Here is a 22,298-nt window from a genome sequence, read left to right on the forward strand (position 1 = left end):
GGCCCATGTCATCAAAGTGTCATATAAATTCCATAAATTTGTCACTGCCAGGTCAGATACTGGCGCCGTCTTAAGAACAGACCCAGCGTCACCTTGGGAAAGAGGGGACGGAATAGAACTCAACAATCTGACTGATGCAGTCGGGTTGACCACCGCAAGACAGTGTTAATCGGCGCCATGTATTGGCAATTGCCTTCTGTAACTTTGGAGAGATTGGATGAAACTCAACAAACTGGCTGGTGTAATCGGATTCACCGCAGCAACCCTGTTTTCCGTCAGCGCCCTGGCTGCCGGTGTGGATAAAGATCTGCCGGATTACGCCCCGACCAGTGGCATCTCGGGCAACCTGTCCTCCGTGGGCTCGGACACCCTGGCCAACATGATGACCCTGTGGGCCGAAGAATTTAAGCGTGTCTACCCCAACGTCAACGTGCAGATCCAGGCCGCCGGTTCTTCCACAGCCCCGACTGCCCTGACCGAGGGCGTCGCCCAGTTTGGTCCCATGAGCCGTGCCATGAAGGCAGGTGAGGAAGAGGCGTTCGAGAAACGCTACGGCTACAAGCCGACTGCCATCCGCGTCGCGGTCGATGCCCTGGCGGTGTTCGTGAACAAGGACAACCCCATCAAGGGGCTGACCATGCAGCAGGTTGACTCCATCTTCTCCAGCACCCTCAAGTGCGGCGAAGCCAAGGCCGCCACCAAATGGTCCGATCTGGGTCTGGATGGCAACTGGTCCAGCAAGGATCTGCAGCTGTTCGGTCGCAACTCCGTCTCCGGCACCTACGGTTACTTCAAGGAGCACGCCCTGTGCAACGGTGACTTCAAGAGCGGCGTGAACGAGCAGCCGGGCTCCGCCTCCGTGGTGCAATCCGTCTCCGCTTCCCTGAACAGCATCGGCTACTCCGGCATCGGCTACGTCACCTCCGGCGTGCGCGCCGTACCGCTCTCCAAGGACGGCACGACCTTCGTCGAAGCGACCGCAGACAACGCCTTGACCGGCAAGTACCCACTCTCCCGCTTCCTGTACGTTTACGTGAACAAGGCTCCGAACAAGCCGCTCTCCCCGATGGAGCAGGAGTTTGTGAAGATGATGCTCTCCAAGGCGGGCCAGACCATAGTCGCCAAGGATGGTTATGTACCGGTTCCTGCCAAGATCGCCGAAGCCGATCTGAAGAAGCTGGGCATCATGTAATCCCGCTTCTGCACCGCAAACAAACGAGCCCGCACGGGCTCGTTTTTATTTTGGCGCCACGGGATCTTTTTGGTCGCATGGGGTGGCGCCTGGCTTGCACCGGAGGGCGGCATTCCCGAGAATAGGGCAACTTCACGGTAAAGGACCCTCTCATGCGTGCATCTTCCCTGTCCAAATTCGGCCTGGCAGCCTTGTGCAGCGCCCTGCTGGCCGGTTGTGCCCAGTCGCCGACCGGCCGCAGCCAGATGCTGCTCTTCTCCCCCCAGCAGATGAACCAGCTGGGGGCCGACTCCTTCGAGCAGATGAAGAAGCAGGAGAAGGTGAGCAAGGATGCCAGGGTGAATGCCTATGTCTCCTGCGTGGCCAAGGCGGTCACCGCTCAGGTGCCTGCCAGCTATGGCATCACCAGCTGGGAGGTGGTGGTGTTTGACTCCAAGGAGGTCAACGCCTTCGCCCTGCCGGGGGGCAAGATCGGCGTCTACAGCGGCCTGCTCAAGGTCGCCAAGAATCAGGATCAGCTCGCCACCGTCATCGGCCACGAGCTGACCCACGTGCTGGCACAGCACTCCAACGAACGCCTCTCCCGGGATCAGTTGACCGGCATAGGGCTGGCGGTGGCCGATGCCGCCATCGGCAGCAGCCAGGGGGGCGGCGCCACCATGGCGGCGCTCGGGCTCGGGGTCCAGGTGGGGATCACCCTGCCCTATGGCAGGACCCAGGAGAGCGAGGCCGACAGACTCGGCCTGGAGCTGATGGCCCGCGCCGGTTTCAACCCGGCCGAGGCCATCCCCCTGTGGCAGAACATGAGTGCCGCCGCCGGTGGCAAGGCGCCGCCGCAACTGCTTTCTACCCACCCGAGCGACGAGAATCGCATCGCCGAACTGCAGGCCCAGCAGGCCGAAGTGCAGCCTCTGTATCAGCAGGCGCGAGCCGCAGGGCTGGAGCCCAAGTGCAAGGCATAAGCCTGCGGCTGGCCCGTCCCGCCGATGCCGCCGCCATGACGGTGATGCAGCGGGCCAGCTGGCTGGCGGCCTATGGCGGCGTGCTCGGTGAGGATCTGCTGGCCCAGCTGGCGGTCACCGAGCATCTGCAGATCTGGCGCCGCCGGCTCGCTGAGCCGGCCCCCGTTCCCATGCTGCTCTGCCAGGACGAGGTCGTCATCGGCCTGCTCTATTGGCACCCAGCCCATGAGGAGGGGATGATGACGGCGCGCATCCGGGCGCTCTATCTGCACCCGGATCACTGGCGTCGGGGCCATGGCAAGCGGTTGTGGCAGGCGGTGGCGGTGCAGATGCGCCGGGCCGGTTGCGAGTGCGTCAGGCTCTGGCTGCTCGATGGCAATCACATCGGCGAGGGGTTCTACCTGCGCCGCGGCTTCGTGTTTGACGGCCAGGAGCGCACCCTGACGAGCCTGGGACAACCCTGTCTTCAGCGACAAATGTTCCGTTTGCTTTGAGCTGGCTCCCGTTTTTCGCCCATGGTTACTTTATTTTTTTTGCGAATTAATACAATGTGCCCCATCTGGACAGACTGAGGTGACCCGGTTCACCGGCAAGGGAGTGTGGCATGTATTACGGATTTGATATTGGTGGTACCAAGATTGCCTTCGCGGTGTATGACGGTGGTCTGAACCTCTGTCACGAAGAGCGCATGAGCACCCCCGGCAATGATTACGAGGGGCTGTTGCAACTGATCCTGACGCGGGTCGAGGCGGCGGACGCCCGCTTCGGTGCGAAAGGCGCCGTCGGCATCGGGTTTCCCGGCATCATCAATCGACTGGATGGGAGCATAGTGGCTGCAAACTTGCCCGCCATTCACGGTCGTCATCTGGGCGCGGATCTGACCGCACGACTGGCGCGCACCGTCAGCGTCGACAACGACGCCAACTGCTTCCTCTGGTCCGAAGTGCACCAGGGTGCCGCCGCCGCGGCCGAGAGTGCGCTGGGGGTGACCATTGGCACCGGCATAGGTGGCGCAGTTTACCTGGCGGGCAAGCTCATCCAGGGTCGCAACTGGCTGGCGGGGGAGATAGGCCATTACCCGCTGCCGGCCACCATATTGATGAAATACCCCGACCTGCCCCGTCCCCGCTGCGGCTGCGGCCGCCTGGTCTGTTTCGAAACCTACGCCTCGGGCACCGGCCTGGAGCGGCTCTATCACCACTTCCGCGGCGAGCGCGCCAGCGGCCACCAGATAGTCGCCCGTGCCGAGGCCCGGGAACCTGCGGCGCTCTCGGCCATCGACTGCTGGCTGGAGATCCTGGCCGCCGGGCTCGCCACCGCCATCTCGGTGATAGACCCCGAGGTGGTGGTGCTGGGGGGCGGCCTCAGCGGGCTGCCCGCCCTCTATGAAGAGCTGCCCAGGCGTCTGCCCGGCCACCTGCTGCCCGGCGTCGCCCTGCCGGCTATCCGCCAGGCCCGCTTCGGCGGCGCCGGGGGCGTGCGTGGCGCCGCCCTGCTCAATTTATGAGATCAGGCACTGGGTCTGATCTCCCTGGATAAGGAGTCATCATGACCCGTCTTGAAATCTGCATCGACAACCTGGAATCCCTGTTCACCGCCCAGCAAGCCGGAGCGGATCGCATCGAGCTCTGCTCTGCGCTGGGGCTGGGGGGTCTCACCCCCTCCTATGGTTTCATGCAGCTTGCTGCCCGCCACGCCAGCGTGCCGGTTTACGCCATGATCCGCCCCCGTGCCGGGGATTTCTGCTTCAGTGCCGCCGAGTTCGAGCTCATGCTGCTGGATATCGCGGCGGCGCGCTCTGCGGGTCTGCAAGGGGTGGTGGTGGGTCTGCTCGACGAGGGGGGCAGGGTGCCTGCCGCCCAGTTGCAACAGCTGGTCGAGGCGGCCGGTCCCCTGGGTGTCACCTTCCATCGCGCCATCGATCTCAGCTCCAACTGGCGCGCCGATCTGGAGACCATAGTGGCGGCTGGCTGTGAGCGGATCCTGAGCTCCGGCCATGCCCCGACCGCCCTGGCGGGTCTGGAGACACTGCAGGCGATGCAGCAGACCCTGTCGGGCCGCGCCAGCCTGATGCCCGGCGCCGGGGTCAATGCCGACAACGTGCGCACCATACTCGAGTTTACCGGGGTGAGCGAGGTGCACATGTCCGGCATGGGCTGGCGCGGTGGCATGGTGCCCCACGGAGTGAACATGGGCACCTCGGACGATGGCCGGGTCAATATCACCGACGGCGCCAAGGTGGCTGCGGTGCGGGCTTTGCTGGACAAGGCCTGAGCGGTGCGGGCTTTGCTGGACAAGGCCTGATAGGTGCCGCGCGGCGGCATGGTGCCTCTCATGTGTGTGAACATGGGCACCTCGGACGACGGCCGGGTCAATATCACCGACGGCGCCAAGGTGGCTGCGGTGAGGGCTTTGCTGGATCGCGCCTGAGCCAGCCTGTGGTTGGGCCGTCTCCTCTCCCTTCTCCCCTCGCGGGAGAAGGGTCGGGGATGAGGGGGATGTGAAGTCTCTCCCACGGGCGGGGAAATCAGGATGGCAGCCGGCAGCACCTCGCCAAAAAGTCTGATATTATCCCGTCTCTTTTACCCTCAGGACCCGGAGCAACATCTCAATGTCCCAATACGACTCTATCGAACAGAAGGCCAGCTATGGCATCGGCCGCAACATGGGTGATCAGCTGGCGCAGCAAGCCTTCGCCGGTCTGGATATCCCTGCCCTGCAACAAGGTCTGGCAGATGCCCTGAACGGCCTGGAGTTCGCGGTCAGCCGTGACGATATCAATGATGCCTTCCAGGTCATTACCGCCCGCATGCAGGAAGAGCAGGAAGCCGTTGCCAAGGCCGCCGCCGCCGATGGCGAAGCCTTCCTGGCCGACAACGCCAAGCGCGCCGACGTGAAAGTGACCGACTCCGGTCTGCAATACGAAGTCATGGTAGAAGGCAACGGCGCCGTGCCGGTGGCCGGTCAGTCCGTGCGTGTGCACTACCACGGTACCTTCACCCACGGTGGCGTGTTCGACAGCTCGGTCGCTCGCGGCCAGCCTGCCGAATTCCCGGTCACCGGCGTCATCGCCGGCTGGGTGGAAGCGCTGCAGATGATGCCGGTTGGCTCCAAGTGGAAGCTCTACATTCCGCAGGATCTGGCTTACGGTGCCCGTGGCGCCGGCTCCATCCCGCCTTACTCTGCTCTGGTCTTCGAAGTGGAGCTGCTGGACATCCTGTGATCCGGCTGGCGTGATGCAAACGGCGACCCCTGGGTCGCCGTTTGTTTTTGCGCGCCGCCACGCCCTGGTGGATGAGCCATGGCCTTCTCGGGAGATTTGGATATAGTCAGGACGTCGCACTCTCGGCCACCCAGGGAGACAGGCCATGGCTGCCATCATCGAAGTCGTCGATCTCATCAAGCACTTTCCCGGTGTCAGGGCGGTGGACGGACTCAGCTTTGCCATTCCCGCCGGGAGCTGTTTCGGCCTGCTCGGCCCGAACGGGGCGGGCAAGACCACCACCATAGAGCTGCTCGAGGGGATCCTCACCCCGGACAGCGGCCAGATCCTGTTTCATGGCGCCCCCCGCGACCCCGATTATCGCTCCCGCATCGGCATTCAGTTCCAGCACACGGCGCTGCAGGATTTTCTGACGGTGCGCGACACCCTGCGCCTGTTCGCCAGCCTTTATCCCAACCCCCTGCCACGGGAACTGCTCATCGATCTGTGCGCCCTTGGGGAGTTCATCGACAGGGACAGCCGCAAGCTCTCCGGTGGCCAGCGTCAGCGCCTGCTGCTGGCCCTGGCCCTGCTCGGGGATCCCGAACTGCTGTTTCTGGACGAACCCACCACAGGGCTGGATCCCCAGGCCCGTCACCACTTCTGGCAGCGGATCGAGGCGATCAAGGCCCAGGGCAAGACGGTGGTGCTCACCACCCACTACATGGACGAGGCCCAGCAACTGTGCGATCGCATCGCCATCGTGGATCACGGCCATCTGCTCAGCCTGGACACGCCGGCGGCCCTGTTGGCGCGGCACTTCGACGGTGTGCTGGTGCGCCTCTCGGATCACCCGGCCCTCGCCAGCCTGGGTTATCCGCTGCGGCCACACGGGGATCAGGTGGAGCTGAACTGCCCCGACGTGGCGGCCTTGCTGCCGCGGCTGCTGGGCCTGGGGGTGCCGCTGACCGGCATGCAGGTGCGCTCCCCCAACCTGGAGGATCTCTTCCTGCACCTGACCGGCCACAGCCTCCGGAGCGGCGCATGAACGCCGCCCCATGGCGGCGCCCAACTGCGGCACCTGCCGGCATGCCGCCGAAGTCAGCCTGTGCAAGGAGCGAAAGATGACGGGATCCCTAAGGCGCATAGGCGCCCTCTTTTACGCCCGCACCCTGGAGTTCGTGCGCGACAGGGCGGCCCTGGTCTGGAACCTGCTCTTTCCGCTCCTGCTGGTGATTGGCTTCTCCCTCATCTTCTCGGGCCCCCCCAAACCGCTGGTGCAGATAGGGGTGGTAGGGGAGCTGACGACCGCCTATCAGCCCCTGGCCCATATCCCGCTGCTCAAGCTCCTCCCCTATGACGATGAGGCGAGAGGGATCCTCAAGGTGCGCCACCATCAGCTGGACTTGCTGCTGTCACCGGCGCGTGGCCACTACTGGGTCAACCCGGATGCGCCCCAGGGGGCCATGGCCGAGTACCTGCTGCGACAGGCGGTGCGCGAGCCCTTGCAACGAGAAGTCCTGAGCGGCCGGGCCATCCGCTATGGCGACTGGTTGCTGCCCGGGGTGATCGGCATGAACCTGATGTTCTCCGGCCTGTTCGGGGTTGGCTTCGTCATCGTGCGCTATCGCAAGAACGGGGTGCTCAAGCGCTTGCGCGCCACCCCGCTGTCGGCGGCCGAGTTTCTCTGCGCCCAGTTGCTGTCGCGGGTGCTGATCACCCTGGTGGTGAGCCTGCTGGTCTTCCTGGTGGCTTACTGGCTGCTGGATGTGCCCCTGCTCGGCTCTGGCTGGCTGCTGCTCTTCATCGCCCTGGTCGGCGGGACCGCCATGGCCTCCCTCGGGTTGCTCATCGCCGCCCGCATTCAGAACGAGGAGCTGGCGAGCGGTTTGCTCAATCTCATCAGCTTGCCCATGATGTTCTTGTCCGGTGTCTGGTTTTCGCTGGAGGGATCTCCCCCCTGGTTGCAGGCCGTGGCAGCCCGTCTACCCCTCAGCCAGATCATCGAGGCGGCCCGCGCCGTCATGCTGGAAGGGGCGGGCTGGCAGGCGGTGGCGGGGATGTTGGCCCAGGTCATGGTGTTTGCCCTGGTGTGTATCATGCTGGGGGCGGCATTGTTCAAATGGAGCGCAAAATGAAACCAATACTGTGGTTGCTGCTGGTGGCGACGCTGCCGGTGGATGCCGGCACCCTGCGCTGCAAGAGCGCCCTGCTGACCGAGGGGGACACCACGGCCGAGCTGCTGATCCGCTGTGGTCAGCCGATGCTCAAGGAGGATCTGACACGCTACGAGGAGAACGGCTTCGGGGCGCGGATGACGGTCAAGTATGCCGAGCGCTGGACCTACAACTTCGGCAGGAGCGAATTCATGCAGTTTGTCACCGTCGAAAACGGCGTCATCACCGAGATTGAAGACGGCCCCCGCGGCGGTTGAGCCACTGAGTGCCGACCCCGGGTCGGCGCCCCGATCTTGAGGCCCCTTGTCCCTGCCTCGTCTCCCACCCGAAGATTGAGTGTTGGAGCCTGTTCTCCCCCCGCCATGGCACCATATCGACGCAGCCCAATATTTGCCCCTGACTCCCCGCGTTGGGGCTTGCCGATAGAAAAGTGAGTCTGATGAGTCAGTTGGAGTCCGATTTCTCTGCCCCATCCCGGTGCGTCCCATTTTTTTGTGAAAATAATCCTCACAGTGGGAATGGCCTTTAACAGCAGGCTATTTGGTGAATAAGGGTCTACTTTTGATTCTGAGAGTGCATATCACATCGTTCGAATATTTTGTGCTGTTGCACCACAGTTGTGCCGGGTTGCACCGATTGACAGGTTTTTGAAGCGCTGGATAAGCTGCAAAAAAGCAGGGAAACGATGGCATCTTGCTCGGTTTGGGTGCCAATTCGAATCAAACCACAGGGAAGAGTGACATGAAGCAGATACACAAGGCAGGTATGGTGATAGTGCTGTCGCTGGCGGCAGCCAATGTCTGGGCAGAGGGTACCCTGGATGCCGTGAAGAAGAAGGGGTTCGTGCAGTGCGGGGTCGGTGATGGCCTGCCCGGGTTCTCCAACCCGGACGCCAAGGGCACCTGGACAGGGCTCGACGTGGACGTGTGCCGCGCGGTCGCCGCGGCCGTGCTCGGGGATGCCGGCAAGGTCAAGTATGTCTCCCTCACCGCCAAGGAGCGTTTCACCGCCCTGCAATCCGGTGAAGTGGATCTGCTGTCGCGCAATACCACCTGGACTTTGACCCGGGACGGCTCGCTGGGCCTGACCTTTGCCGGGGTGAACTACTACGATGGTCAGGGCTTCCTGGTCAACAAGTCCCTCGGGGTCAAGAGTGCCAAGGAGCTGGACGGGGCAGCCGTTTGCATCCAGTCCGGCACCACCACAGAGCTCAATCTGGCGGATTACTTCCGCGCCAACGGCGGCATGAAATATACCCCTGTGGTGTTCGACACCTCGGATCAGACCGTCAAGGGCTTCGAGGCGGGGCGTTGTGACGTGCTGACCTCGGATCAATCCCAGCTCTACTCCCTCAAGATCAAGCTGACCAAGCCGGAAGATGCCCTGGTGCTGCCCGAGGTCATCTCCAAGGAGCCGCTGGGCCCGGCGGTGCGCCAGGGTGACGAGCAGTGGTTCAAGGTGGTGCGCTGGAGTCTCTACGCCATGCTCAACGCCGAAGAGGCCGGTGTGACCAGTGCCAACGTGGACGAGATGCTCAAATCCACCAACCCGGACATCCGTCGCCTGCTGGGGCTGGAAGAGCCCAAGGGCAATGTGCTGGGGCTGGATGACAAGTGGGCCTACAACATCGTCAAGCAGGTCGGCAACTACGGCGAGTCCTTCGATCGCAACGTCGGCGCCGGCTCTCCCCTCAAGATCGACCGCGGCATCAACGCGCTCTGGAACAAGGGTGGCCTGATGTATGCCCCGCCCATCCGCTAACTAGACAGCTGTCGGGGGGCCTGGCCCCCCATTTCCCCCTTGCCCTGGCTTTGTCGGAGTCATCCTCATGGCGATACAAGCATCAAACCATAGGAAAGAACAGGGCCGCTGGTGGTATGACGCTAAGGTGCGGGCGCAGATCTTCCAGTGCCTGGCCATTGCGGCCGTTCTCGCGTTTCTGTTCTACATCATCAACAATGCCCTGACCAATCTGGCGACCCGTGGCATCACCACAGGTTTCGATTTTCTGGGCAACACCGCCGGGTTCGGCATCCTGCAGAGCCTGATCCCCTACGACGAGACCTATACCTTCGGTCGCACCTTCGTGGTCGGCCTGCTCAATACCCTGCTGGTCTCGGTGCTCGGCATCCTGTTTGCCACCCTGCTCGGCTTCGTGCTCGGGATAGCGCGTCTGTCCCGCAACTGGCTGGTAGCCAAGATAGCCACCGTCTACATAGAGACGTTTCGCAACATTCCGCTGCTGCTGCAGATCTTCTTCTGGTACTTCTCGGTGCTGCGCACCCTGCCGTCTCCCCGTGAGAGCGTGGAGCTGGGAGGGCTCGCCTTCTTGAACGTACGGGGCTTCTATCTGCCCAAACCCTTGTTTGAAGAGGGGTTTGGCTATGTGCTTTGGGCCCTGCTGGTCGCTGTCGTCCTGAGCTGGGGACTGAGTCGCTGGGCAAGGCGCCGTCAGGCGCTGACCGGCAGGATCTTCCCGTTCTGGCGCTGTGCGGCCGCTCTGGTGATCCTGCTCCCCGCCATCGCCTTCCTGCTGGCAGGCAGCCCGCTCTCCTGGAGTGTGCCCATACTGCAGGGCTTCAACTTCCGGGGGGGCTTGACGGTGTTGCCGGAACTCGCGGCCCTGTTGCTGGCGCTCACCATCTATACGGCAGCCTTCATCGCCGAGATAGTGCGATCCGGCATACTGGCCATCAGCAAGGGGCAGACCGAGGCCGCTTCCGCCCTCGGGCTCTCGTCCACCAAGACGCTGCGGCTGGTGGTCATCCCCCAGGCGATGCGGGTCATCATTCCCCCGCTGACCAGCCAGTACCTGAACCTCACCAAGAACTCCTCGCTGGCCACCGCCATCGGTTATCCGGATCTCGTCTCTGTGTTCATGGGCACCACCCTCAACCAGACCGGGCAGGCCATCGAGGTGATCGCCATGACCATGGGGGTTTATCTCATCATCAGTATCACCACCTCAGTCCTGATGAACATCTACAACCGCAGGATGACGCTGGTCGAGCGCTAGGGAGCTGTCATGTTTGTGAACGAGTTGCAGGAGGCGCTGCCGCCTCCCAATCATCGCCGGGGGCTGGTCGCCTGGGTCAGACAGAACCTCTTCCCCAACTGGTGGAACGGCCTGCTGACCCTGGTGCTGGCCTATCTGCTGCTGCCACTGCTCTGGTCGGCGCTGGACTGGGCTATCTTCTCCGCCAACTGGCAGGGGAGCAGCCGTGCCGACTGCGCCCAGGGCGGGGCCTGCTGGGTCTTTATCGAGAGCCGTCTGGGGCAATACCTCTACGGCTTTTACCCGGTCGATCAGTATTGGCGCATCAATCTGGCCTTCGCCGGTCTGGCCGTGCTGCTGGCGCTGCTGATCTGGCCGCGCACCCCGCGCAAGGGCTGGCTGGCGCTCTTTACCCTGCTGGTGTTCCCTGTCATCGCCTTCGTGCTGATCCACGGCGGTGCCGGTCTCGAGGTGGTGGAAACCAACCGCTGGGGCGGCCTGATGCTGACCCTGGTGCTGGCGGTGGTGGGCATAGTGGTCGCCCTGCCGTTCGGCATCCTGCTGGCATTGGGGCGCCGCTCCCACATGCCGGTCATCTCCAGCCTCTCCACCGTCTATATCGAGTTCTGGCGGGCGGTGCCGCTCATCACAGTGCTCTTCATGGCCTCCGTCATGCTGCCGCTGTTCATGAGTACCGAGGTGGAGCTCGACAAGCTGCTGAGGGCGCTCATCGGCATCATTCTGTTCCAGGCGGCCTATGTGGCCGAGGTGGTGAGGGGCGGGCTGCAGGCGATCCCCAAGGGGCAGTACGAGGCGGGTGAAGCCCTGGGGCTCTCCTACTGGAAGGTGATGGGGCTGGTCATCATGCCCCAGGCCCTCAAGATCACCATTCCCTCCCTGGTGAACACCTTTATCTCCCTGTTCAAGGACACCAGCCTGGTGCTGATCATAGGGCTGTTCGATCTGCTGGCCATCTCCAAGGTGGCGCTGGCGGATCCGGCCTGGCTGGGATTCTCCACCGAGGCCTATGTGTTCATCGCCATGATCTTCTGGGTGTTCTGTTTTGGCATGTCCCGCTACTCCATCTATCTGGAGCGCAAACTCAACACCGGTCACAAGCATTAGGAGTAGTTTCGAGATGAAAACGGACGCTGTGGTAGAACTCAAGGATGTCAACAAGTGGTACGGTGAGTTTCATGTGCTGCGCAACATCAATCTTCAGGTGGGCAGGGGGGAGAAGATCGTCATCTGCGGGCCGTCTGGCTCGGGCAAGTCCACCATGATCCGCTGCATCAACCGGCTGGAGGAGCATCAGAGCGGTGACATCCTGGTCAAGGGCACGGCCCTGACGTCGGATCTCAAGAACATAGAGACGGTACGCCGGGAGGTGGGCATGGTGTTCCAGCACTTCAACCTCTTCCCCCATCTGACGGTGCTGGAGAACTGCTGCCTGGCCCCCATCTGGGTCAAGCAGTTGCCACGCAAGGAGGCCGAGGAGATCGCCATGACCTTCCTGCGCCGGGTCAGGATCCCGGAGCAGGCCCTCAAGTACCCGGGTCAGCTCTCCGGCGGTCAGCAGCAACGGGTCGCCATCGCCCGCAGCCTCTGCATGAATCCCCAGGTGATGCTGTTTGACGAGCCGACCTCGGCGCTCGACCCCGAGATGGTGCGCGAGGTGCTGGATGTCATGGTGGAGCTGGCCCACGAGGGGATGACCATGCTCTGCGTCACCCACGAGATGGGCTTTGCCAAGCAGGTGGCGGATCGGGTGATCTTCATGGACCGCGGCCAGATCATCGAGGAGAACGTGCCGGATCAGTTCTTCGACCACCCCCAGTCGGAGCGGACCAAGCTGTTTCTCTCCCAGATCCTGCAGCACTGATGCGGGTCAGACGGGGCCAACCCCATTGAAAATAGCCCGCCGGCTCGGTGAGCGGCGGGCAAAGACATGCATGAAAGCAGACTACAAACGGAAAGGAGTATGTCAGCCCGGCAACAGGGTGCTGGTGCGCAGATCGCGCACGGCCAGATTGATCTGCCGGGCCAGGCTCAGCGCCTGACGGCAGTCCAGCGTCTTCACATCGATGACTCCCCCCTGAAACTCGAATCGTCCCAGTGCCTCTACCATGAAGCTGCCGTGATGGAAGCTTTTGATATAGCGGGCAATTCGACGAGGAGACAACTGCTTGAACACCTTCATGGCAAGAGACCCTGTTGTTTGGACAGGGCACACTATGCCGTCTCACCATGACACTGATGTGACACTTGATGAAGGTTTGTATGAATCCTTGTTATGGCGTGCCATCCCCCTGCTCCCGGCGTTGAAAAAGTAGTGCAGCCCCCGGCCCCGGCCCCGATATACTGCGGCCATCGCAGGATGGACAAGGTGCCGCACGTGGAGTGGGTGGACGTAGTAGACGAGCAGGACAGGGTGATCGGGGTGGCCGAGCGCACCCGGGTGCGTCAGGAGAATTTGCGCCATCGCGCCAGCTATATCCTGGTGCTCGATGAGGCCGGGCGCGTACTGGTGCAGCGGCGCACTCCGAGCAAGGATTTTTGCCCCGGCATGCTGGATGCCTGCGCCGGTGGCGTGGTGACCACTGGGGAGGCGATGGAGCCCTCCGCCCGGCGCGAGCTGGCCGAGGAGCTGGGTATCCACGACGTGCCCCTGCACGACTTCGGCACCTTCTACGCCGAGGGGGAGGCGAGTGGGGGAGGCTATCGGGTCTGGGGTGGTCTGTTCAGTTGCCATTATCAGGGGCCGCTGCAACTCCAGGCGGAGGAGGTGAGCGAGGTGCACTGGATGAGCCTGGCCGAGATAGCCGAGCGGGCCGATGAATTCACGCCGGATTCCCTCCTCGCCATCGCCACCTGGCAGGCGCGACGCTCGCAAGCAGGCCAGGGTTAGCGGCAGCAAACGCTTGTTGCGCGTTATCTTTATTGCGCCCGGATGGACCCGTTCACCTGTGGGTGGATTGGGGTAGACTGGGCCTCTTTGAACCACAGAAGGATGAGTCATCATGATCACGGTCGGTCAATCCCTGCCCGCAGGGGAATTTACCTTCATCACCGCCGAGGGCAAGCAGGTGAAGGATACCCAGGCCCTGTTTGCGGGCAAGAAGGTGGTGCTGTTCGCGGTGCCGGGGGCCTTCACCCCCACCTGCTCCAACGCCCACTTGCCCGGCTATGTGGTGCTGGCGGATCAGTTCAAGGCCAAGGGCGTCGATGCCCTCTATTGTCTCTCGGTCAACGATGCCTTCGTGATGAGGGCGTGGCAGGCGGCCCAGAATGCCGACGCCATCACCATGCTGGCGGATGGGGACGGCAGCTGGACCCGGGCCCTCGGCCTTGCCAAGGAGACCGGCGCCTTCGGCGGCCTGCGTGCCCAGCGCTTTGCCCTGATCGCCAATGATGGCGTGGTCGAGCAACTGTTCGTGGAGGCTCCCGGCAAGTTCGAGGTGTCGGATGCACAGAGCCTGCTGGCCGCCTTGTGAATTGTTAATCGTCGTTTGATTTCAGCTTGAAATAGCAAGGCGGCTCGATACACTGAGGCCGCGTTTGGATGGAGCCAGGCTAGCCGCCTGGCTCTCGTGTTTGCAGTCGACGAGATGGAAGAATATGACCCTGGCTTTTGTTGCCCTGATTGCCGGACTGGCGTTGCTGGTCTGGAGTGCGGATAAATTTGTGGACGGCGCCGCCGCCACCGCCCGTTATGCCGGCATGCCGCCGCTGCTGATCGGCATGGTGATCATCGGTTTTGGTACCTCGGCTCCCGAGATGGTGGTCTCGGCCCTGGCATCCATGCAGGGTAACCCGGGCCTGGCGCTCGGCAACGCCTATGGTTCCAACATCACCAACATCGCCCTTATTCTCGGGCTGACAGCCCTCATCAGCCCCATCGCCGTCTCCTCCCAGGTGGTGCGCAAGGAGATCCCCATACTGCTCGGCATCACCCTGCTGACCGGTGCCTTGCTCATCGATGGTCACCTGGGGCGTGGCGACGCCCTCATTCTGGGTGGCGTCTTCATCGCACTGCTGGGCTGGTCCATCTGGACCGGGATCAAGGGCAAGGGAGACGCCTTGGACGAAGACGTGAACGTGGAGCTCGACAGCGAAGCCATGCCGCTCAAGAAGGCCATCTTCTGGTTGATCGTCGGCCTGGTACTCCTGGTGGGCGCTTCCCGCCTGCTGGTGTGGGGCGCGGTGACCATAGCCCAGGCATTTGGCATCAGCGACCTGGTCATCGGTCTGACCATAGTGGCGGTGGGCACCTCGCTGCCGGAGCTCGCCTCCTCCCTGATGGCCATCAAGAAGAAGGAGCACGATTTGGCCCTCGGCAACGTGCTTGGCTCCAACCTGTTCAACACCCTGGCCGTGGTGGGCATCGCCGCCGGCATAGCGCCCCTGGACGTGGACCCGGCGGTGCTCTCCCGCGACTGGAGCCTGATGATGGGGCTGACCCTGCTGCTGCTGGTGATGTGCCTGGGCCGCAAGGGACAGGGCCGCATCAACAGGGTGGAAGGGGGCATCTTGCTCTGCATCTTCGTCGCCTATACCGGTTGGCTGCTGACCAGCCAGTTCTGATAAGGGCATGACAAGACAAACAAGAAGGGGAGCCAATGGCTCCCCTTCTCTATGTTGCCGGCGCGGTCAAACCGTTCAGGCCACTGCTACCAGCTTCTGCTTCTGGGCGCTGTCCAGGATGAGGATGCTCGCCTTGGGGAAGAAGTTGAAGGTGGAGGCCGACGCCCAGGTGTAGGCACCCATCACCCTGCCTATGACCAGCTCGCCGATGGCCAGATCCGGCAGCATGATGCCGTCGCGGATCACGTCCACGCTGTCGCAGGTGGGGCCGGAGAGCACGGCATTGTGCAGCGGGCCCTGGGCGTAGGGGGTGCTCACCGGGTAGGTGACGTGATCATAGAGCTGACCGTTGTAGCTGCCGTAGAGGCCGTCATCCAGGTAGTACCAGATCTTGTCGCCGCGGTGGGCCTTGCCCATCACGCTGGCGACCGACGTCATGGCCGGCGCGCTGATGAAACGGCCCGGCTCGGCAATCTTCTGCACCGTGGCGGGCAGCTTGGCCAGCGCCTCGCGGATCGGGGCGCAGAAGCCGTCGATGTCGAACTCGCCGCCCTCATAATCGACCGGGAAACCGCCGCCGATGTCCAGCACCCAGGGCTTGAGGCCGAGATCCCAGGCCTGCTCCATGATCTCGCGGCAGGCGTCGATGGCCTGCACGTGGCGACGGGGGTGGGGCACCTGGGAGCCGACGTGGAACGACAGCCCCATCACCTTGATCCCCTTGGCCTGGGCCAGTTGCAGCAGCGGCAGCGCCTGCTCCGGAGTGCAGCCGAACTTCTTGGAGAGATCGACCTTGGTCTCGGGATTCGGGAAGCTGACCCGCAGCAGCAGTTTGACCTCGTCCTTGTAGGGCAGGAACTTCTCCAGCTCCAGCGGGTTGTCGTAGACGAACACGGTGCAGCCGAATTCCAGCGCATAACGGATGTCGCTGTCGCGCTTGATGGGATGGGTGTGAATGCAGCGTCCCGGGCGAACCCCTTGGCTGCGCACCAGATCCACTTCGCCATTGGTGGCCAGATCGAAACAGGCCCCCTCTTCCTTCAAGACAGAGACCACAGCCTCATGGGGCAGGGGCTTGAGTGCATAATGCAAGCGCACATCGGGCAGGGCGGCCACCAGGGCCCGATACTGTTTGCGGACGGCTGCCTTGTCGAGCAGCAGCAGGGGGGAGCCAAATTGTTCAACCAGCTGACGGTAATCTTGTGCGACCAGGGTCTCGTTCATTCTCTTTTGATCATCCTTAGGGGGCGTGATATGCCCAAGCCATATGCGATTGAACCGGCGACGGCCGGCTCAGGCGAGTGGTCCGGAGGGACCGACCAGGCACAATGCATAACTCCCTTGCAAAGTGCTTAGTTATGCGCGGGATTATCGACTTATTGAGTTTGTGTGCAAGCATTTTGATTGGATATGTTGGCAAGTATTTCTGGTCGAGACGAAACATCATCTTGATATGGGGCACTCTGCCCCTGCCGGTGTGCAGCATTGGCAGAGAAGACTTCATAAGCTATTGATAGTTAACGAACATTTAACATGGCTCCGCTCATGGCCTGGACAGAAAAAAGCAGCGCCATGGCTGGCCGAGTGGGAGACAGCTCACATTTTTTGGATTAACATGCCCGCTTCCTAATCCAAACTAGTTCGGATGAAGGTAGCAGGAGAGCGATGGGGGACCATCCACCGAAGAAGTGAATCTTTCAGGTACCGGGCAACCGGTGTGGACTGCTACTGGACGATACTCTGGAGAGACCCGTTAGATCGGGCGCCGAAGGAGCAAGGCACCATGACGACCCGCAAGGGCTGGCTGGCGCCGGAAACTCTCAGGCAAAAGGACAGAGGGGATGGGATGGTTGTACCTGAGCTTGGAACTGTTCACGATCTGTCACGAGAGGTCGTCAGCAAGGTAAAGAGCAGCGCAGGAACCGGAGTGTATGTGAATACATGAGGCTTCCGAGCAGCGCATGAGCCTTGATCACGGCCTCGCAGTAAGAGTGTGAGCACGTTTTTGGCCCGCATCCGATCGCCTCTGGCCGATCGCGACACCTAATGGGAAGATCATCCTTCTCCTCCTTAATCGTTGTTTTTTAAGGAGGATGCATGTCATCAATTCAATCGGCGCTCGCCGCCATCGATAGCTTTGTCTGGGGTCCACCCCTGCTGATCCTGCTGGTCGGGACCGGTATCTACCTTACCCTGCGTCTGGGTCTGCTTCAGGTCGTGCGCTTGCCGCTCGCCCTCAAGCTGGTCTTTGGCCGGGATCAGGGTCAGGGCAAGCAGGGGGATGTCTCCAGCTTCGCCGCCCTGTGCACCGCCCTCTCCGCCACCATAGGCACAGGCAACATTGTCGGGGTGGCCACCGCCATCAAGCTCGGCGGCCCCGGCGCCCTGTTCTGGATGTGGATGGCAGCCCTGTTCGGCATGGCCACCAAGTACGCCGAGTGCCTGCTGGCGGTCAAATACCGCGAGCAGGATGCCAATGGCCAGATGGCGGGCGGCCCCATGTACTATCTGGAGAAGGGGCTGGGCTCCAGGCCGCTGGCCAAGCTGTTTGCCCTGTTCGGCATCGGCGTCGCCTTCTTCGGCATCGGCACCTTCCCTCAGGTCAACGCCATCAGTGATGCCATGAGCCTCTCCTTCTCGGTGCCCCGTGAAGTGACCGCGGTGGTGCTGACCCTGATCGTGGCCCTGGTGACCCTGGGGGGCATCCAGTCCATCTCCAGCGTCTCGAGCAAGGTGGTGCCCTTCATGGCCATCTTCTACATACTCGCCTGTCTGGGCGTGCTGGTGAACAACGCCGGCGCCCTGCCCGACGCCGTCATGCTGGTGATCGAGAGCGCCTTCACCGGCCATGCGGCCACCGGCGGCTTCGTCGGGGCCGGCATCATGCTGGCGATCCAGTCCGGGGTGGCACGGGGGGTCTTCTCCAACGAGTCCGGGCTGGGCTCGGCCCCCATAGCCGCGGCGGCGGCCAAGACGGACTCCTGCGTGGAGCAGGGGCTGGTCTCCATGACCGGCACTTTCATCGACACCATCATCATCTGCACCATGACGGGCCTGACCCTGGTGGTGACAGGCGTGTGGAGCGGTGACTTGAGTGGCGCCGCCATGACCAGCCAGGCCTTTGCCCAGGGGCTGGACGCCCACATAGGCCAGTATCTGGTGAGCATCGGCCTCCTGTTCTTCGCCTTTACCACCATCCTCGGCTGGAACTACTACGGCGAGCGCTGCACCGAGTACCTGTTCGGGGTGAAGGCGATCAAGCCCTATCGCATCGTCTATCTGGTGCTGGTGGCGAGCGGCGCCTTCCTCCATCTGGATCTGATTTGGCTGCTGGCGGACATCGTCAACGGCCTGATGGCGGTACCCAACCTCATCGGCCTTATCGGCCTGCGTCACGTGGTGATCGCCGAGACCCGGGCCTACTTCAGTCGGGACCGGGACAGCGATACGGAGTCCGAGCCCGAGCCGCAGACCGCCTGAATCTGTGCCCGACCAATGCGGAAAAGCAAAGCCACGACCCGAGTCGTGGCTTTTTTATGAATGGCGCATGGAGGAGGCACCCCTCTCCCTCCGGGGGCTCAGGGTAAGGGCATCTGACTCTCCGTCAGCAGTCGCGCCAGCCGCACTCGCACCCTTGCTACCAGTTCGGTTTCGTCACCCTGCCAGCAGATGGCGCGCGCGAGCGTGGTGGAGGTGCCGGGCAAGAAACGCAGCTCCCCGCCCGCCAGCTCGTAGAAGCGGCTCGCCATCCGGGTGCCTTCGTCCACATCACCGGCCACCAGCAACATGGCCTGGGCCAGCACGGCGCCCCCGTGAACCTGCCCCGGCGCCAGCCAGCGCTGGGCTGTGCCGGTGACCTTGCGGCCCCCGATCACCAGATTGTACTGACCGTCGCAAAAGGATCCGGGCACGAAGTCATAGTTTCCTTCTAGATCGTATTCGCCCAGCAGGGCCAGCAGCGGCGCCCCCAGGAGATGGTAGTAGTGGCCAAGATCCGTGGTGGTACGTGGCAGCAAGATAGACATGTTGAGGATGCCGGCCCCGTGGGGCACGGCGGTGCCGCCGCTGTCCCGCACATGGACGGGCCAGCCTTCGCTGGCGAGCTGCTCGCAGGCCGCCTGATAGTGGGGCAGGCGCACGTCCTTGCGGGTGACGATAAGGCATTGGGGGGCCTGCCAGAGGTGGGCGCGGGGCTGGCCGTCATGGGCGCACTCCCGCAGCCAAATCTGCTCTTGCGCCAGTATCTGTGCGGGTGAAGCGGTATCGGGGAGGGGAGAGAGCAGGCGATAGGGCATGGCGGCATCCTCAAAAAAGGCTGCCAGCACAGTACCCGGGGCGACAAACAAGGTAAAGCCCCGCACTGCGGGGCTTTACCTGTTCGCTCTGGAGCGCGTCAGGCCTGTGCGCCGCCGCGCTTGGGCAGCAGCAGGTTCATGACGATGGCGGTGAGGCCGCCGGTGGCGACGCCGTAGGAGAGCACGCTTCTGGCCAGCTCCGGCAGGTGTTGCAGCACCTCGGGCACCTGGGCGACACCCAGCCCCATGGCGAGCGACACAGCCAGTATCATCAGGGCGCGGCGGTCGAGCTCCTCGCGGGAGATGATGCGCACCCCGGCGGCGGCTATGGTGCCGAACATGACGATGGTGGCGCCCCCCAGCACGGGCTCGGGGATCTGCTGCACCAGGCTGGCCACCGCCGGGAAGAGGCCGAGCAGGGCCAGCATGGCGGCGATGAAGAGGCCGACATGGCGGCTGGCGACCCCGGTCAGCTGGATGACGCCGTTGTTCTGGGCAAAGGTGGACATGGGGAAGGTGGAGAAGACCGCCGCCAGCATGGAGTTGGCGCCATCGGCCAGCACGCCCCCCTTGATCCGCGCCATGTAGACGGGCCCGTCCAGCGGCTCGCCGGAGATGTCCGAGGTGGCTGTCATGTCGCCTATGGCTTCCAGTGCCGTCACCACGAAGATGATGGCGAGCGGCACGAACAGCTGCCAGTCAAAGCCGATGCCGTAGTGGAGCGGGATGGGCACCATCACCAGGGGGCCTTCGAAGGTGGGAGGGCTGACCTTGCCCAGCAGCAGGGCGACGGCGTAGCCCGCCAGCATGGCGATCATGATGGCGGAGAGGCGCAGCCAGGGGTTGCGACTGCGCTGCAGCAACACGATGAGGCCGAGCACCAGCAGGGAGAGGAAGAGGTTGGTGTGGCTGGCGAAGCTGCCGTCCGAGAGCGCGGCATAACCGCCACCCATGCTGATGAGGCCCACCTTGATCAGGGTCAGGCCGATGAGCAGCACCACTATGCCGGTCACCAGGGGGGTGATGATGCGCTTGACCAGATGCAGGAAGCGGCTCATCACCACTATGGTGAGGGCGGCCGCCAGCATGGTGCCGAACAGGGTGCCCAGCAGATCTTCCGTGGGCATGGCGGCTTGCTTGAGGGCCAGGCCGGAGGCGATGATGGGGCCGAGGAAGTTGAAGCTGGTGCCCTGCACCGAGAGCAGGCCCGAACCGAGGGGGCCGAAGCGGCGGGTCTGGATGAAGGAGGCGATGCCGGACATGACCAGGGACATGGAGACGATGTAGCGGGTGTCGGCGGCCGGGAGGCCCAGGGCATTGGCGATGATGAGGGGCGGAGTGATGATGGCGACAAACATGGCGAGCATGTGCTGAAGGGCGGCGAACAGGGTCTGGGGCAGGGGCGGAACCTCGTCTATGCCATAGATGAGCTCGCTGTGGGCTCGCCTGGGGGGGTGGGTCTCTGGAGTCGCGCGCACGGCGGCAGCCTGTTCCATAAATACCTCTGAGTGTGGGGAGGGGGAGAAAATTGGGCGCTATTCTAGTGGCTGAACCTGGGCTGACCAGCGCTAATTGGAGCAATAACCGGTTTATTTTTCGATGGGTTGAAACGTTTGCGCGCGGCGTTTATGATCCGCCGATTTGTGTGAGGCAGTTCTCGTTATAAATGGGGGACATGCTGATGCATCCAGGGAGGGACGGTGTAGAATGAGCCCTCAGTTGTAAAATGGAGACTCTGGATGCTGAAGCTGTCGGAGTTCTGGAGTGCCCGTGCCCACTCCGAAGATTTCACCCTGACCCGCATGGGCTTTATGACGGTGCGTCTGCGCCTGCTCACCTGCCTGCTGATGGTAGGCTTGCCTGCCTGGGCGCTGGTGGACTGGCTGACCCTGCCCGCCACCCAGTTTGACGAACTGTTTCAGGTCAGGATCTTCTGCCTGCTGGCCCTCTCTCCCCTCATTCCCCTCTCCTATCTCATCCACTTCAAGCGCGAGCGCATGAAGCTGGCGCTGGGCTACCTGATGGCGGTGATGATGCTCTTCTCCCTCATCTGTCTGCACAGCTTCGGGACGGATCAGGAGCTGCAGGCGGGCTACATGGCCTTCCCCTATCTACTCATCAGCCTGTTTGCCATCTTCCCCATACCGCTCTCCCTCAGCCTGCAACTGGCGGGGGGCATACTGATCACCATGCTGGCGGGCAACTGGCTCCTGGTGGGCCAGCCGCTCCTGAGCGTGCAGACCCTCAACCAGGTCTGGCTGCTGGGGCTCTTCACGGTGGCGAGTGCCTGGGTGCAGTGCGGCCAGCTCAACATGCTGCTGCAGCTCTATCGGGAGTCCACCACGGACGAGCTGACCGGCATGATGAACCGCCGCCTGCTGATGAAGCAGCTCGAGAAGGCCAGGGTCAGCATGATCCGCAAGCAGGCTTCCTTTGCCGTGCTGCTGCTGGATCTGGACAGATTCAAGCGCATCAACGACACCTTCGGCCATCTGGCGGGGGACGCCGTGCTGAAAGAGGTGGCGGCGACCCTGGCTGAGCAGCTGGAGCCCGGCATGGTGCTCGGTCGCTACGGGGGGGAGGAGTTTGCCATACTGCTGCCCAACTGCGCCGAGCTGGCCCAGGCGAAGCGGGTCGCCGAGCGACTGCGGGTGGCGGTGGAGGCGCGTCTGGTGAAGAGTCCGACATCGGATGAACTGCTGGAGGTGACGGTGAGCATAGGCCTGACCCTGTCCCTGCGCGGGGAGAGCGTCGAGGAGCTGCTCAACCGGGCCGACGAGTGCCTCTACATGGCCAAGATGGCGGGGCGAAACTGCGTGGTGGGCGAGCTGGCGAAGACGCCGGGCAAGCCCGGGTCCACAAAGACGGATGCCGCCTGAGGGCGGCATCTT

At 63.0% G+C, this 22,298-nt stretch carries 22 protein-coding genes, 1 pseudogene and 1 riboswitch; of the genes and pseudogenes, 19 read left to right on the top strand and 4 right to left on the bottom strand.

All coding sequences use genetic code 11. From position 1 onward, the window contains the following. The first annotated feature begins 217 nt into the window (after positions 1-217). The 14 genes and pseudogenes from AC1IN8_RS08685 to AC1IN8_RS08750 all read left to right on the top strand — a co-directional run bounded on the left by AC1IN8_RS08685 (position 218) and on the right by AC1IN8_RS08750 (position 12,410). Complete coding sequence (locus tag AC1IN8_RS08685) at positions 218-1,192, top strand: PstS family phosphate ABC transporter substrate-binding protein (protein WP_139438166.1); 975 nt, start codon at positions 218-220, stop codon at positions 1,190-1,192. 152 nt (positions 1,193-1,344) lie between these two features. Continuing rightward, a complete protein-coding gene (locus AC1IN8_RS08690; RefSeq protein WP_043131085.1) occupies positions 1,345-2,154 on the top strand; it encodes a M48 family metallopeptidase in 810 nt (269 codons plus the stop codon). Then, positions 2,142-2,648: a GNAT family N-acetyltransferase gene (locus AC1IN8_RS08695; protein WP_319913194.1), complete on the top strand. Its 507-nt coding sequence runs from the start codon at positions 2,142-2,144 to the stop codon at positions 2,646-2,648. Before AC1IN8_RS08690 ends, AC1IN8_RS08695 begins: the two co-directional genes overlap by 13 nt. Before the next feature lie 110 nt (positions 2,649-2,758). Beyond that, positions 2,759-3,661: an ROK family protein gene (locus AC1IN8_RS08700; RefSeq protein ID WP_479758633.1), complete on the top strand. Its 903-nt coding sequence runs from the start codon at positions 2,759-2,761 to the stop codon at positions 3,659-3,661. Positions 3,662-3,702: 41 nt separating this feature from the next. After that, positions 3,703-4,428: a copper homeostasis protein CutC gene (locus tag AC1IN8_RS08705; RefSeq protein ID WP_479758634.1), complete on the top strand. Its 726-nt coding sequence runs from the start codon at positions 3,703-3,705 to the stop codon at positions 4,426-4,428. Between the two features lie 39 nt (positions 4,429-4,467). Then, positions 4,468-4,584 (top strand): annotated as a pseudogene (locus AC1IN8_RS08710) (copper homeostasis protein CutC); the annotation flags it as partial. Between the two features lie 181 nt (positions 4,585-4,765). Continuing rightward, on the top strand, positions 4,766-5,377 hold the full coding sequence (gene bamJ / locus AC1IN8_RS08715) for a BamJ family beta-barrel-assembly machinery protein (protein WP_005324672.1): 612 nt from the start codon (positions 4,766-4,768) through the stop codon (positions 5,375-5,377). A 145-nt stretch (positions 5,378-5,522) separates the two neighbouring features. Beyond that, positions 5,523-6,404 (top strand): ABC transporter ATP-binding protein, encoded by an 882-nt coding sequence (locus AC1IN8_RS08720; RefSeq protein WP_479758635.1) that lies wholly within the window; start codon positions 5,523-5,525, stop codon positions 6,402-6,404. Positions 6,405-6,480: 76 nt separating this feature from the next. Next, entirely contained in the window at positions 6,481-7,494 is a 1,014-nt protein-coding gene (locus AC1IN8_RS08725; protein WP_479758636.1) for an ABC transporter permease, read from the top strand. After that, a complete protein-coding gene (locus AC1IN8_RS08730; protein ID WP_139438182.1) occupies positions 7,491-7,790 on the top strand; it encodes a DUF2845 domain-containing protein in 300 nt (99 codons plus the stop codon). The genes AC1IN8_RS08725 and AC1IN8_RS08730 overlap by 4 nt, the downstream gene beginning before the upstream one ends. Positions 7,791-8,274: 484 nt before the next feature. After that, positions 8,275-9,294: an amino acid ABC transporter substrate-binding protein gene (locus AC1IN8_RS08735; protein ID WP_202046893.1), complete on the top strand. Its 1,020-nt coding sequence runs from the start codon at positions 8,275-8,277 to the stop codon at positions 9,292-9,294. 67 nt (positions 9,295-9,361) lie between these two features. Beyond that, positions 9,362-10,549, top strand: a complete 1,188-nt coding sequence (locus tag AC1IN8_RS08740) for an amino acid ABC transporter permease (protein WP_241672805.1) — start codon at positions 9,362-9,364, stop codon at positions 10,547-10,549. A 9-nt stretch (positions 10,550-10,558) separates the two neighbouring features. Continuing rightward, complete coding sequence (locus AC1IN8_RS08745) at positions 10,559-11,653, top strand: amino acid ABC transporter permease (protein WP_479758637.1); 1,095 nt, start codon at positions 10,559-10,561, stop codon at positions 11,651-11,653. A gap of 13 nt (positions 11,654-11,666) precedes the next feature. After that, positions 11,667-12,410 (top strand): amino acid ABC transporter ATP-binding protein, encoded by a 744-nt coding sequence (locus AC1IN8_RS08750; protein WP_005328952.1) that lies wholly within the window; start codon positions 11,667-11,669, stop codon positions 12,408-12,410. A 102-nt stretch (positions 12,411-12,512) separates the two neighbouring features. Here AC1IN8_RS08750 and AC1IN8_RS08755 read toward each other — a convergent pair whose 3' ends face one another. Beyond that, positions 12,513-12,728: a DUF1107 family protein gene (locus tag AC1IN8_RS08755; RefSeq protein ID WP_139438188.1), complete on the bottom strand. Its 216-nt coding sequence runs from the start codon at positions 12,726-12,728 to the stop codon at positions 12,513-12,515. A gap of 177 nt (positions 12,729-12,905) precedes the next feature. Between AC1IN8_RS08755 and yfcD the strand changes: the two genes are divergently transcribed. From yfcD to AC1IN8_RS08770, 3 genes are all read left to right on the top strand, one after another. Next, positions 12,906-13,436: an NUDIX hydrolase YfcD gene (yfcD, locus tag AC1IN8_RS08760; RefSeq protein ID WP_319917206.1), complete on the top strand. Its 531-nt coding sequence runs from the start codon at positions 12,906-12,908 to the stop codon at positions 13,434-13,436. Between the two features lie 112 nt (positions 13,437-13,548). Further along, positions 13,549-14,022 carry a peroxiredoxin gene (locus AC1IN8_RS08765; protein WP_139438192.1) on the top strand — a complete coding sequence of 158 codons (474 nt, stop codon included), beginning with the start codon at positions 13,549-13,551 and terminating at the stop codon, positions 14,020-14,022. A gap of 124 nt (positions 14,023-14,146) precedes the next feature. Continuing rightward, the gene (locus tag AC1IN8_RS08770) at positions 14,147-15,112 is read left to right on the top strand and encodes a calcium/sodium antiporter (RefSeq protein WP_202046889.1); all 966 of its coding nucleotides are present in this window, start codon (positions 14,147-14,149) and stop codon (positions 15,110-15,112) included. Positions 15,113-15,187: 75 nt separating this feature from the next. Here the strand turns inward: AC1IN8_RS08770 and AC1IN8_RS08775 are convergent, their stop codons facing one another. Continuing rightward, entirely contained in the window at positions 15,188-16,336 is a 1,149-nt protein-coding gene (locus AC1IN8_RS08775; protein WP_202046888.1) for a type III PLP-dependent enzyme, read from the bottom strand. Between the two features lie 506 nt (positions 16,337-16,842). Beyond that, a riboswitch (glycine riboswitch) is annotated at positions 16,843-16,958 on the top strand. A gap of 251 nt (positions 16,959-17,209) precedes the next feature. On the opposite strand from AC1IN8_RS08775, the gene AC1IN8_RS08780 reads away from it, so the two are divergent. After that, positions 17,210-18,592 (top strand): alanine/glycine:cation symporter family protein, encoded by a 1,383-nt coding sequence (locus tag AC1IN8_RS08780; RefSeq protein WP_139438197.1) that lies wholly within the window; start codon positions 17,210-17,212, stop codon positions 18,590-18,592. A 98-nt stretch (positions 18,593-18,690) separates the two neighbouring features. Here the strand turns inward: AC1IN8_RS08780 and AC1IN8_RS08785 are convergent, their stop codons facing one another. Both AC1IN8_RS08785 and AC1IN8_RS08790 read right to left on the bottom strand, forming a co-directional pair. Next, entirely contained in the window at positions 18,691-19,407 is a 717-nt protein-coding gene (locus tag AC1IN8_RS08785; protein ID WP_479758638.1) for a lipoyl protein ligase domain-containing protein, read from the bottom strand. A gap of 98 nt (positions 19,408-19,505) precedes the next feature. Continuing rightward, positions 19,506-20,903, bottom strand: coding sequence for a nucleobase:cation symporter-2 family protein (locus AC1IN8_RS08790; RefSeq protein WP_139438201.1), 1,398 nt, complete (start codon positions 20,901-20,903; stop codon positions 19,506-19,508). Between the two features lie 243 nt (positions 20,904-21,146). Here AC1IN8_RS08790 and AC1IN8_RS08795 point away from each other — a divergent pair, with 243 nt between their 5' ends. Further along, on the top strand, positions 21,147-22,286 hold the full coding sequence (locus AC1IN8_RS08795; protein WP_139438202.1) for a GGDEF domain-containing protein: 1,140 nt from the start codon (positions 21,147-21,149) through the stop codon (positions 22,284-22,286). Positions 22,287-22,298 lie beyond the last annotated feature (12 nt).

Source organism: Aeromonas sp. 130281, assembly GCF_056642115.1.